Consider the following 11,761-nt stretch of genomic DNA (forward strand, 5'->3'; position numbering starts at 1 on the left):
GCGCCCTATGCGCGGGCTCACATGGCGCCCATGTGTTTCTCACTCAGCGCTTCCGCCGCGACGCTCTCCGTGGTGGGACATTTCGGGCAGCAGGAGGTGGGTGTCGCCGAACTCGTGCCACAGATAGCCGTGGTGCAGTGCTTCCCCGTAACCACGGCCGATCGCCCGCCGCCCGGCGATCGCCTCGAGCATCAGCAGGTGAGAGGCCTGAGGCTCGTGCAGTCCGGTCAGCAGGCCGTCGACCGCGCGCACGCCGCGCTCCGGCGTGACCACCAGGTCCGTCCAGCCCGACGCCGCCCGGACGACCCCGTCGGGGCCGGTCGCCGACTCCACCGCGCGCACGGCCGTGGTGCCGACCGCGATGACCCGCCCGTCCGCCTGCCGCACCGCGTTGATGAGCCGGGCCGAGGTCTCCGGCACCGTGAACCGCTCCGGATACGGCGGTTCGTGCACCTCCGCCGACGCGACTCCCGTGTGCAAAGTGATAGGTGCGAATTGAACGCCCCTGCTCACCAGCTCCACGACCAGACGCGCGGTGAAGGGCCGGGCCGCGCTCGGCATCTCCGCGCTCCCCGACCCGTCGGCCGACGGCAGTGCGAACACCGTCTGATACGCGGAGAGCGGCTGGTCCCGCTCCGTATAGGAGTAGCGGATGGGCCGGCCGTGCCGCCGCAGCAGCGCGGGCACCTCATCTCCCGGCAGCCGGGCCCACCACAGCCGCCCGCTCCCCGGGCTCAGCGGCTCCTCATATACGAGGTGCGCGCCCCCGGGCAGCTCCACCACTGTTCCCGCGGGCCCGCCGGCACGCGCGCGCGTGGTGCCCCTGCCGTCCGGATCGCGCAGCTCCACGGCCCACCGGCCGTCGTCGCCCCGCGTCGAGAAGTGCACCACCACGCGCGCGTGCCCGATCCGACCGTCGACGGCGGCGGCCAGCGTCGGCGACGTGTTGACGACGAGCAGATCGCCCGCGCGCAGCAGCCGCGGCAGATCCACGAAGCCGTGGTGCGACACCTCCGTGCCGCGCGACACCAGCAGCCGCACCGCGTCCCGGTCGAGTCCGGGCCCGCGCTGCTCGGCCGGCACCCGCGCCGACAGCTCCTCCGGCACCATCGCCACGGTCGTCGTTCGTGCAGCCACGGCCGTCACCGCACCGAGGGTGTCTCGACGGCCGAGGGTGTCTCCACAAGGGAGGAAGCGGTGTACCGGCCACTCGCCGGCCGCCCGTCCAGCAGCCGCAGGAAGACAGGAGCGATCTCCTCGGGCGTGGGCGTCTGCGACAGATCCTCGTCGGGTTCCGCCGCGGCCAGCATGTCCGTACGCATTCCGCCCGGATCGACCCACCAGACCCGCAGCTCCGGCTCCTCCACCGCCAGTACGGCCGACAGCTGGTCCAGGGCCGCCTTCGTCGCTCCGTAGGCACCCCACGTCCGGTACGCCTCCACCGCCGCGTCGGAGCTCAGATTGATCACGGCACCGGCGGGCGCCGCACGCAGCAGCGGCAGCGCCTCCTGCAGCAGCCCGAGAGGCGCCACCACATTGGTCTCCAGCGCGGCCCTGAATCCGTCCAGCGGCTGGCTGCCGAGGCGTACCAGCGGCTCCGCGCCCAGGATCCCCGCATTGTTCACGAGCAGATCGAGGCCGCCGAGCCCGCGTGCGGCGGCCACCAGCTCAGCACGGTGTCCGCCGTCCGTGACGTCCCCCGCCAGGGCCACCACCCGGACTCCATGCCCGCCCACCTCCCGCGCCGTCCTCTCCAGCGGCCCAGCGGACCGCGCACTCAGTACGAGATCCCAGCCCCGCTCCGCCAGGGCTGCACCCAGCGCACGCCCGAAACCCCTCGAAGCACCCGTAACGATCGCCACCGGCATGACATCCGTCCCCTCATCGCACCGGGCACCGCCGTACCGGCGGCTGCCTCCGGCCGGCTCCCCGGCCGCCCTCAACGTAGGAACGGACCCGCTCCCGGCACCTCGTCCGCGGGCCGGGGAACGTGAGGGCCCTTCGCCCTAAGCCCCGCGCACTAGTCCGCCGCCGCCACAGGACCGATACGCCGTGCCACACCCCGCCGGTACGGTGAAGCCATGAGTCACGGCCCCCGGTCCGGCCTGTACGCGGTGAGCTCCGCGCTGCTGGCCATGAGCAGGCACCTCGAGGTGCGCGACGTCCTCAAGACGATCGTCGCCTCGGCCCGCGAGCTGCTCGACGCGGAGTACGCGGCGCTCGGCGTCCCGGACGACCACGGCGGTTTCGCGCAGTTCGTGGTCGACGGAGTCAGCGACGCACAGTGGCGGGCCATCGGCCCGCTCCCGCGCCAGCACGGCATCCTCGCGGCGATGCTGCACGAGGCGAAGCCTCAGCGCCTCGCCGACGTACGCAACGACCCCCGTTTCGAGGGCTGGCCCGCCGCCCACCCGGACATGTCCGACTTCCTCGGCCTCCCCATCCGCGACGGTGACGAGACCATCGGCGCCCTCTTCCTCGCCAACAAGAGGTGCCCCAAACCCGAAGGCGGCTGCGGCTTCACCGAGGAGGACGAGGAGTTGCTGTCGATCCTCGCCCAGCACGCCGCCATCGCCCTCACCAACGCCCGGCTGTACGAGCGCAGCCGCGAGCTCACCATCGCCGAGGAGCGCTCCCGCCTCGCCCATGAGCTGCACGACGCCGTCAGCCAGAAGCTCTTCTCGCTGCGCCTGACCGCCCAGGCCGCGACCGCCCTCGTCGACCGCGACCCGTCACGCGCCAAGGGCGAGCTGCAGCACGTGGCGGCGCTCGCGGCGGAGGCCGCGGACGAACTGCGCGCCGCCGTCATCGAGCTGCGCCCGGCCGCCCTCGACGAGGACGGCCTGGTCGCCACGCTGCGCACGCAGGTCCAGGTCCTCGACCGCGCCCACTCCGCGCGGGTCGCCTTCGATGCCTGCGGGGTGCGCGCCCTGCCCGCCGCACAGGAGGAGGCCATGCTGCGGGTCGCCCAGGAAGCCCTGCACAACGCGCTGCGCCACTCCGGCGCCGGGCGCGTGAACGTCCTCCTCGCCAAGCACGGCCCCGGCGCGGTGCTCCGCGTCACCGACGACGGCAGCGGCTTCGACCCGAAGGCCATACGACGCGCGGGGCGCCACCTCGGCCTCGTGTCCATGCGCGACCGGGCAAGCGGCGTCGGCGGCACACTGACGGTGGAGTCGGCGCCCGGCAAGGGCACCACGATCGAGATGGAGGTCCCCGGTGGCTGAACCGATCAGGGTGCTGCTCGTCGACGACCACCAGGTGGTCCGTCGCGGCCTGCGTACCTTCCTCGAGGTGCAGGACGACATCGAGGTCGTGGGGGAGGCGGCCGACGGCGCCGCAGGGATCGCCCTGGCCGAGGAGCTCAAGCCGGACGTCGTCCTGATGGACATCAAGATGCCCGGCATGGACGGCATAGACGCCCTGCGTAAACTCCGCGAGCTCGACAACCCCGCGCGTGTGCTCGTCGTCACCAGCTTCACCGAGCAGCGCACGGTCGTCCCCGCTCTCCGGGCGGGCGCCGCCGGGTACGTATACAAGGACATCGACCCGGACGCCCTCGCCGGAGCCATCCGCTCGGTCCACGCCGGCCATGTGCTGCTGCAGCCGGAGGTCGCCGGTGCCCTGCTGTCCCAGGACGAGACCGGCAGCGGGCAGGGGAGGGGCGGCTCGCTCACCGAGCGCGAGCGCGAGGTGCTGGGCCTGATCGCGGACGGGCGCTCGAACCGGGAGATCGCCCGCGCCCTCGTCCTCTCCGAGAAGACGGTCAAGACGCACGTGTCGAACATCCTGATGAAGCTCGACCTCGCGGACCGCACCCAGGCCGCGCTGTGGGCCGTGCGACACGGTGTGACCGGCTGATCTCCGCAGCTGATCGCCCTGACTCCAGCTGACAGGGCACGCGGAGCGGGCGGTGACGCGGAAGGTTCCGTTCCGGAGTGAGATTCATACTGTCGTGTAGATGCCCCTCTGATGGCGCATCCCGTGTGAGGCCCCGGCCGTTCTCCAGGCGTGCTGCGGCACTTCGCCGCAGTGATCGCTAGGAGGGTCCAGGAAAGTGAAGAACCTGAAGAAGGTCATGGCCGTCACGATGGTGGCGGGGGGTCTGGTTGCCGCCGGTGCTGGTATGGCCTCGGCCACCGACGGTGCGTACGCGGGCGGCAGCGCCAGCCACTCGCCGGGCATCGGCTCCGGCAACCTGATCCAGGTGCCGGTCCACGTCCCGGTGAACGTGGTCGGCAACACCGTGAGCGTCGTCGGTGCCCTGAACCCGGCCTTCGGGAACTCCGGGTTCAACGGCTGACAAGCGCCTCGGGTCCATCGTCGACCACCGGCCCTCGGGGTACCCCGAGGGCCGGTCCGCGTTCCCCGGGATCGGATGATCTGCTCATTGGTCTGATCCGTGCCCATGTGTGCGCCTTATGGGTACATCGGCCGTGCACCCCGTGCCATCGGCCCGACCGGTGCCGTTCCCCAGTGCATGCGGCCCCCGTGGATACGGGGTCGGAACGCTCAGCAGGAGGAACGCTTCCCATGAACATCGCCAAGAAGGCAGCCCTGACCCTCGCCGTCGCCGGTATCGCCGCGGGCGCCTCCGCAGGCGCCGCGGTCGCGGACGCCAACGCCGGCGGGACGACCAGCGGGTCGCCCGGAATCCTCTCGGGCAACCTCGTTCAGGTCCCGGTCCACGTGCCTGTCAATGTCGTCGGCAACACCGTCAACGTGATCGGTGTGGGCAATCCGGCTTCCGACAACTCGGGGTCGAACAGCTGACGCCCCCGGTCTCGGGTCTCGGGCCCCGCGAACCTCAGCGGGTTCGCGGGGCCCCTCGCGTCTACCCCCGCTCCCGCTCCTCCACGTACGCGTTGTAGGCGGCGACCTGCGCCCGGCGCGCGGTGCGTTCCACAGGACGCAGGGCCTCGGCCCGCGCCGCCATCTCCGAAGCGCTCACGGCCCCGCCCTGCCCGTTCTCGTACGCCACCGAGATCAGCAGCCCCACGCGCTGCGCCAGTTCCAGGACCCGCACCGCCCTCGGCGGGTAGCCCGGCGCGAGCACCTCGCCGCCCTGCTCGGCCCGCGCCCGGTACGCGTCGATCGCCGCCTCCGCGACCGGGCCCGACGCGGCGACGTCGAGCCGCGACAGCACCGCCGTCGCCTCCCGCAACGCCTCTGCCAGTTCCCGTTCGGCCTCACCGAGCGACGGCACATCGGCCGGTGGGGCCTCCCGTACGGGCAGGCAGTGCCAGACGACCTCCACATGGACGTCGCCCTCGGGCCCCACCTCGTGCACCTCCGGCACGAGCCCCAGCGCAGCGCCCTGGCAGACGACCGCCTCCTCCGCCTCCAGCGCCCGCGCGTTGAACTCGGGCGGGCCGCTCAACCCCAGCGGATGCCCGGGCGCGGGCAACGCGACCCGCAGGCCCGTCGTCCCCAGGGCACGCAACCGCCCCAGCGCGAGCGTCAACCCGACCGGAGCAGTCTCCCCGGGGAGCCCCTCCACCCGGTGGATCGCATCATCGCCGACGATGGCCTCCGCGGCATCGTCGGGTGCAGCAAACCCGGCCAAAAGGGCGTTTCCCCATGCGGCCAGCCGTCCTGAGCGTGGTTCCGAGAGCATGCGCCCAGCCTAAGGACCGGCCTAGCGGCCGGAGCGCGCGACCGGTGGCGTAGGTTTTCCCTGGGGGCTGCGCCCACAGGCGCACGCGACAGCCGAGACTGCAATGGGAGACAGTGCGCTCATGAGCGATGTACTGGAGCTGGAGGACGTATCCGTGGTCCGCGAGGGCCGGGCTCTGGTGGACCAGGTCTCCTGGTCGGTCAAGGAGGGGGAGCGCTGGGTGATCCTCGGCCCGAACGGTGCCGGGAAAACGACCCTCCTGAATGTCGCGTCCAGCTACCTCTTCCCGAGCAAGGGCACCGCCACCATCCTCGGCGAGACCCTCGGCAAGGTGGACGTCTTCGAGCTCCGCCCGCGCATCGGCGTGGCCGGCGTCGCCATGGCCGAAAAGCTCCCCAAGCGCCAGACCGTCCTGCAGACCGTGCTCACCGCGGCCTACGGCATGACCGCCGGCTGGCACGAGGACTACGAGGACGTCGACGAGCAGCGCGCCCGCGCCTTCCTCGACCGCCTCGGCATGAGCGACTACCTGGACCGCAAGTTCGGCACCCTCTCCGAGGGCGAGCGCAAGCGCACCCTGATCGCCCGCGCCCTGATGACCGACCCTGAGCTGCTCCTCCTCGACGAGCCGGCGGCGGGCCTGGACCTCGGCGGCCGCGAGGACCTCGTACGCCGCCTCGGCCGCCTGGCCAAGGACCCCATCGCCCCCTCGATGATCATGGTCACGCACCACGTCGAGGAGATCGCCCCCGGCTTCACCCACGTCCTCATGATCCGCCAGGGCAAGGTCATCGCCGCGGGTCCGCTGGAGCTGGAGCTCACCTCCCGCAACCTCTCCCACTGCTTCGGCCTTCCGCTGGTCGTCGAGCAGAACGGCGACCGCTGGACGGCGCAGGGCCTGCCTCTGTCCTGACCCCCTTCCGTTGACCGTCCCGACCGGGCCGCCCGACCGACGTGACCGGGCCGTCCGGCCGCGCGGCCGGATCGGACCCCTGTCCGCGGACGGACTCGCGGTCTTACCATGACCATGTGGACATCGATGCGTGGGTGTGGTGGCTCATCGGCGCTGCTGCACTGGGAATTCCGCTCGTACTGACCGCGATGCCCGAATTCGGCATGCTTGCCGTGGGTGCCGTCGCCGCCGCCGTGACCGCGAGTCTCGACGGCGGCATCGTTCTCCAGGTTCTCGTCTTCGCCGTCGTCTCGGTCGCTCTGATCGCCGTCGTACGCCCGGTCGCCGCCCGGCACCTGGCCCAGCGCCCCCAATTGGCAACGGGCGTCGAGGCGCTGAAGGGCAGACAAGCCGTCGTACTCGAACGAGTGGACGGGGCCGGAGGGCGTATCAAACTCGCCGGCGAGATCTGGTCGGCACGCGCACTCGACCCAGGACAGGCCTACGAGGCGGGCCAGGAGGTGGATGTCGTGGACATCGACGGGGCCACCGCCGTCGTCATGTGAAGCGGGGATCCGGGGCATGATCTCGTAGGTGATGTCACGTCATGCGACCGAACTCCTCCCGATGCAGGCGGTGGTCTGACAGACTCGACCAGCAAGATCTCCAGGAGCCCGAGGTGTCCCAACACCCCCGGGATCCAACGGAAATGACGAGTCAAGAAGGGTACGGGGAGCCACGATGGAACCGATCATCATCGTCCTGATCATTCTGGTGGTGCTGGTCTTCATCGCCCTGATCAAGACGATCCAGGTCATTCCACAGGCGAGCGCCGCCATCGTCGAGCGCTTCGGCCGCTACACGAGAACGCTGAACGCGGGACTCAACATCGTCGTCCCGTTCATCGACTCCATCCGCAACCGCATCGACCTCCGCGAGCAGGTCGTACCCTTCCCGCCCCAGCCGGTGATCACCCAGGACAACCTGGTCGTCAACATCGACACCGTCATCTACTACCAGGTGACCGACGCCCGTGCCGCGACCTACGAAGTGGCGAGCTACATCCAGGCGATCGAGCAGCTCACCGTCACCACCCTGCGCAACATCATCGGCGGCATGGACCTCGAGCGGACCCTCACATCCCGTGAGGAGATCAACGCGGCCCTGCGCGGCGTCCTCGACGAGGCCACCGGCAAGTGGGGCATCCGCGTCAACCGCGTCGAGCTCAAGGCCATCGAGCCGCCCACCTCCATCCAGGACTCGATGGAGAAGCAGATGCGCGCCGACCGTGACAAGCGCGCCGCCATCCTCCAGGCCGAGGGTGTCCGGCAGTCCGAGATCCTCCGCGCCGAGGGTGAGAAGCAGTCCGCGATCCTGCGCGCCGAGGGTGAGGCCAAGGCTGCCGCCCTGCGCGCCGAGGGCGAGGCCCAGGCCGTCCGTACGGTCTTCGAGGCGATCCACGCCGGCGACCCCGACCAGAAGCTGCTCTCCTACCAGTACCTCCAGATGCTGCCGAAGATCGCCGAGGGCGACGCCAACAAGCTCTGGATCGTCCCCAGCGAGATCGGCGACGCCCTCAAGGGCCTGTCCGGCGCCATCGGCAACTTCGGCCCGGCGAACGGGGGTTCGGGCGGCCACAGCGGCAATGGCAGCGGCACCGAGCGCCGCGAGCAGCCGCGCATCGACTAGCACCCGAAGGTGCCCCCCCAGGACATGAAGGTGCCCCACCTCCAGAGGAGGTGGGGCACCTTCATGTCGTCCTACCGGTGCGGTCACGCAGCCGGCTGCGCCATCCACTCAGGAAGGGCGTCCAAGTCGTCGTGCCCGAGCGCCAGCAGCATCGCATCGGCAGGCGTCGGCTCGAACGGCTCCCTCAGCAGCGGCATACCCGCCTGCTCCGGCGTACGGTCCGCCTTGCGGTGGTTGTCCTCCGCGCACGAGGCCACCGTGTTCAGCCAGCTGTCCGCGCCACCCCGCGACCGCGGCACCACATGGTCCACGGTCGTCGCCCGCTTCCCGCAGTACGCGCACCTGTGCCCGTCCCGTACGAGAACACCGCGCCGCGACCACGGTGCTTGTCTTCGGAACGGCACCCTCACATACCTGCACAACCGGATCACCCGCGGCACGGGAAGATCCACCGCGGCAGCCCGCATACGGAGATCGGGGTGGGCCTGCTCGACAACGGCCTTGTCCTGGAGCACCAGAACGACGGCTCGGTTCAACGTCACCGTCGACAGCGGCTCAAAGCTCGCGTTCAGTACCAGCGTGTCCCGCATCCAGCCCACCTCCCGTGCCACCGGCCCACCCCCATGGCGGGCTGGGATCAACTCTGGCCGGGCACGCCGAGATGGACAACGCAATATCTGTGCCTCCCGAGGCGATGCGACCTCACCACTCCGTCGCAGATCCCCGGGACCCCCGGCAACAAAAATGCCCGCCCCTGATCACTTCCAAGACCAGAGACGGGCAAACGTTCCATGAACATCCAGTTCGATGCTCGGCGGATATCTGGACGCCTATCCCTCGGCGCCCGATGCGTACTCACCGATCAGCTGCGCACGCGCCAGCGTGTGGAAACGCAGATTGAACCCGACCACGGCGGGCGACGCGTCGGAGTCCGGACCGAGCTTCTCCTGGTCCACCGCATAGACGGTGAACACATACCGGTGCGCCGGGTCCCCGGGCGGCGGCGCGGCGCCCCCGAAGTCCTTCGTCCCGTAGTCGTTGCGCACCTGGATCGCGCCCTCGGGCAGCCCCTCGAACTTGCCGCTGCCCGCACCCACGGGCAACTCCGTCACGGAGGCCGGGATGTCGAACACGCTCCAGTGCCAGAACCCGCTGCCCGTCGGGGCGTCCGGGTCGAAGCACGTCACGGCGAAGCTCTTGGTCTCCGGCGGGAATCCCTCCCACCGCAGCTGCGGCGAGGTGTTCCCGGCCGCGTAGACCTGAGCGTCCTTCAGCACCGCGCCCGGCTCGATGTCATCGCTCACGACCGTGAACGAGGGCACCGGCGGATGGAAGTCATGCGGAAGCGGTGCCCTCTTGAGCTCGGTCACGTCGGAACCTCCTGGATCGGTGATGTCTCCCGCTCCGAGCCTAGAACCAGTTACGACGGCTGCCGACCTGGGACAGCCACTCATTGAGGTACGCCGCCCAGTCGGTCGCCTGGAAGTCGTGCAGCCCGACCCTGAACGCCTTGTACGAGTCGCTGCCCTCGCTGAAGAGCCCGGGCTTCTTGTCCATCTCCAGGATGACGTCCATCTCCCGGTCGTCCGCGACGAAGCTCAACTCGACCTGGTTCAGGCCGCGGTACTGCTCCGGCGGGAAGAACTCGATCTCCTGGTAGAACGGCAGCTGCTGCCGCGTACCCCGGATGTGACCGCGCTCCATGTCGGCGTTCTTGAACCGGAACCCGAGCTGCCCGAAGGCGTCCAGAATCGCCTGCTGCGCCGGCAGCGGATGCACGTTGATCGGGTCCAGGTCACCGGAGTCCACGGCTCGCGCGATCTGCAGCTCGGTCGTCACACCGATGTTCATGCCGTGCAGCTGACGCCCGGCGAAGCTGGTGATCGGCGTCTCCCAGGGGATCGCGAGCCCGAACGGCACCGCGTGCACCGCGCCTGCCTGCAGCGAGAAGGCACCACCGAGCCGAACCTTGGTGAACTCGATGTCCTGCTTGTACTCCTGGTCGTTCCCCTCGACCTCGACCCGGGCCTGAAGACCGACCGAGAGCCCCTCGATCTCCTGGTCGACGGATCCGCCCTGGATCCGGACCTCGCCCTGGACGACACCGCCCGGCACCACGTTGGCCTCGGTCAGGACCGTCTCCACCGACGCCCCACCGGCTCCCAGGCTCGCCAGCAGCCTCTTGAACCCCATATCTCTCCTCCCCAGGACGCGCCCGTCAGCCAGACGCGTCCCTGATCACTCTGATCCCTGATCCTCGGGCCCTTGATCCTCTGATCCTTGATCCTTAGAAACGCGGTCGGCCCCCGGCCGGTTCCGCGCCCACACCCTGGCAAGCAGAAGGGCCCATGGCCACCCGCGCGTGCACACCGGTTGCACTACGCTCGTACGCCGTGATCACGGCCCCTGACCGTACGCCCCTCAGCCGGGAGTTCTTCGACCGCCCCGTCCTGCAGGTCGCACCGGACCTCCTGGGCCGCATCCTCGTGCGCAACACCCCGGACGGCCCGATCGAACTCCGTCTCACGGAGGTCGAGGCGTACGCGGGTCCGGACGACCCCGGCTCCCATGCGTATCGCGGCCGCACCCCCCGAAACGACGTGATGTTCGGTCCGCCCGGCCATGTGTACGTCTACTTCACCTATGGCATGTGGCACTGCATGAACCTGGTGTGCGGGCCCGAAGACAGGGCGAGCGCGGTCCTGCTCCGCGCCGGCGAGATCACGGAGGGCGCCGACCTCGCCCGCAGACGCCGACTCTCGGCCCGCAACGACAAGGAACTGGCCAAAGGTCCGGCTCGCCTGGCGACGGCTCTCGGTGTCGACCGAGCACTCGACGGCAGCGACATATGCGCCGGCCGGGACGCCCCGCTCAGCATCCTCACGGGTACGCCGGTCCGTCCTGACCAGATCCGCAATGGTCCCCGCACCGGAGTGGCCGGCGACGGAGGCGACGGAGAGGCGCACCCCTGGCGCTACTGGATCGCCAACGACCCCACGGTCAGCCCCTATCGGGCCCACACGCCACGCCGGCGCCGAACTTGACTCGCCCCTGGGGGACGCGTAACGTAGCCCGAGCCGCTTGAACCGGGTACTGCGTTCAGTCAGCAGCCGGAAGTGGCCAAACCCCACTACTCAGCAAGGACTCCCCATCAGCGGGTGCTTATTTCGCGTGCCTTTTGCATGCCGAAATCTGAACTCGTGAAGCTCGATTATGAGCAGCCGGGAGAATCAGCTAGCGTAGTGAATGTCGAAAGGCCGCGAGGCCGAAAAGACGAAGAGTGAATATCCCGCTTGCGGGATGCCCCGCCGACCGGGGATCAGGCCCGAAAGAGTCTGATAGAGTCGGAAACGCCGGAAAGGGAAACGCGAGAGCGAGAACCTGGAAAGCACCGAGGAAATCGGGTCGGAAAGATCTGATAGAGTCGGAAACGCAAGACCGAAGGGAAGCGCCCGGAGGAAAGCCTGAGAGAGTCTCTCGGGTGAGTACAAAGGAAGCGTCCGTTCCTTGAGAACTCAACAGCGTGCCAAAAATCAACGCCAGATATGTTGATACCCCGTCTC

13 protein-coding genes and 1 pseudogene are annotated in these 11,761 nt (G+C 69.7%); 8 read left to right on the forward strand and 6 right to left on the reverse strand.

Annotation, left to right across the window (positions count from 1 at the left end):
• Nucleotides 1-39: 39 nt before the first annotated feature.
• Together ACWD4J_RS03550 and ACWD4J_RS03555 are read right to left on the reverse strand one after the other, a co-directional pair.
• Entirely contained in the window at nt 40-1,110 is a 1,071-nt protein-coding gene (locus tag ACWD4J_RS03550; RefSeq protein ID WP_451393634.1) for an S-adenosylmethionine:tRNA ribosyltransferase-isomerase, read from the reverse strand.
• Between the two features lie 32 nt (nt 1,111-1,142).
• Nucleotides 1,143-1,868 (reverse strand): SDR family NAD(P)-dependent oxidoreductase, encoded by a 726-nt coding sequence (locus tag ACWD4J_RS03555; RefSeq protein WP_451393569.1) that lies wholly within the window; start codon nt 1,866-1,868, stop codon nt 1,143-1,145.
• 213 nt (nt 1,869-2,081) lie between these two features.
• Between ACWD4J_RS03555 and ACWD4J_RS03560 the strand changes: the two genes are divergently transcribed.
• The 4 genes from ACWD4J_RS03560 (at nt 2,082) to ACWD4J_RS03575 (ending at nt 4,773) form a co-directional block, all read left to right on the forward strand.
• Nucleotides 2,082-3,227: a GAF domain-containing sensor histidine kinase gene (locus tag ACWD4J_RS03560; RefSeq protein WP_451393570.1), complete on the forward strand. Its 1,146-nt coding sequence runs from the start codon at nt 2,082-2,084 to the stop codon at nt 3,225-3,227.
• Nucleotides 3,220-3,861, forward strand: a complete 642-nt coding sequence (locus ACWD4J_RS03565) for a response regulator (RefSeq protein WP_451393571.1) — start codon at nt 3,220-3,222, stop codon at nt 3,859-3,861. The genes ACWD4J_RS03560 and ACWD4J_RS03565 overlap by 8 nt, the downstream gene beginning before the upstream one ends.
• A gap of 196 nt (nt 3,862-4,057) precedes the next feature.
• The gene (locus ACWD4J_RS03570) at nt 4,058-4,303 is read left to right on the forward strand and encodes a chaplin (RefSeq protein ID WP_451393572.1); all 246 of its coding nucleotides are present in this window, start codon (nt 4,058-4,060) and stop codon (nt 4,301-4,303) included.
• A gap of 230 nt (nt 4,304-4,533) precedes the next feature.
• Nucleotides 4,534-4,773, forward strand: coding sequence for a chaplin family protein (locus ACWD4J_RS03575; protein WP_451393573.1), 240 nt, complete (start codon nt 4,534-4,536; stop codon nt 4,771-4,773).
• A 61-nt stretch (nt 4,774-4,834) separates the two neighbouring features.
• Here the strand turns inward: ACWD4J_RS03575 and ACWD4J_RS03580 are convergent, their stop codons facing one another.
• Nucleotides 4,835-5,617: a hypothetical protein gene (locus tag ACWD4J_RS03580; protein WP_451393574.1), complete on the reverse strand. Its 783-nt coding sequence runs from the start codon at nt 5,615-5,617 to the stop codon at nt 4,835-4,837.
• 121 nt (nt 5,618-5,738) lie between these two features.
• On the opposite strand from ACWD4J_RS03580, the pseudogene ACWD4J_RS03585 reads away from it, so the two are divergent.
• From ACWD4J_RS03585 to ACWD4J_RS03595, 3 genes and pseudogenes are all read left to right on the forward strand, one after another.
• Nucleotides 5,739-6,263 (forward strand): annotated as a pseudogene (locus tag ACWD4J_RS03585) (ABC transporter ATP-binding protein); the annotation flags it as partial.
• Between the two features lie 383 nt (nt 6,264-6,646).
• On the forward strand, nt 6,647-7,075 hold the full coding sequence (locus ACWD4J_RS03590) for an NfeD family protein (protein ID WP_451393575.1): 429 nt from the start codon (nt 6,647-6,649) through the stop codon (nt 7,073-7,075).
• Nucleotides 7,076-7,250: 175 nt separating this feature from the next.
• On the forward strand, nt 7,251-8,198 hold the full coding sequence (locus ACWD4J_RS03595) for an SPFH domain-containing protein (protein ID WP_451393576.1): 948 nt from the start codon (nt 7,251-7,253) through the stop codon (nt 8,196-8,198).
• An 83-nt stretch (nt 8,199-8,281) separates the two neighbouring features.
• On the opposite strand, the gene ACWD4J_RS03600 is transcribed toward ACWD4J_RS03595, so the two are convergent.
• The 3 genes from ACWD4J_RS03600 to ACWD4J_RS03610 all read right to left on the reverse strand — a co-directional run bounded on the left by ACWD4J_RS03600 (nt 8,282) and on the right by ACWD4J_RS03610 (nt 10,391).
• Nucleotides 8,282-8,788, reverse strand: a complete 507-nt coding sequence (locus ACWD4J_RS03600) for an HNH endonuclease (RefSeq protein WP_451393577.1) — start codon at nt 8,786-8,788, stop codon at nt 8,282-8,284.
• A gap of 240 nt (nt 8,789-9,028) precedes the next feature.
• Nucleotides 9,029-9,568 carry a YbhB/YbcL family Raf kinase inhibitor-like protein gene (locus tag ACWD4J_RS03605; protein ID WP_451393578.1) on the reverse strand — a complete coding sequence of 180 codons (540 nt, stop codon included), beginning with the start codon at nt 9,566-9,568 and terminating at the stop codon, nt 9,029-9,031.
• 40 nt (nt 9,569-9,608) lie between these two features.
• Complete coding sequence (locus ACWD4J_RS03610; protein ID WP_451393579.1) at nt 9,609-10,391, reverse strand: sporulation protein; 783 nt, start codon at nt 10,389-10,391, stop codon at nt 9,609-9,611.
• A gap of 200 nt (nt 10,392-10,591) precedes the next feature.
• Here ACWD4J_RS03610 and ACWD4J_RS03615 point away from each other — a divergent pair, with 200 nt between their 5' ends.
• On the forward strand, nt 10,592-11,242 hold the full coding sequence (locus tag ACWD4J_RS03615) for a DNA-3-methyladenine glycosylase (RefSeq protein ID WP_451393580.1): 651 nt from the start codon (nt 10,592-10,594) through the stop codon (nt 11,240-11,242).
• Nucleotides 11,243-11,761: the final 519 nt, after the last annotated feature.

This window comes from Streptomyces sp. NPDC002577 (genome assembly GCF_053594815.1).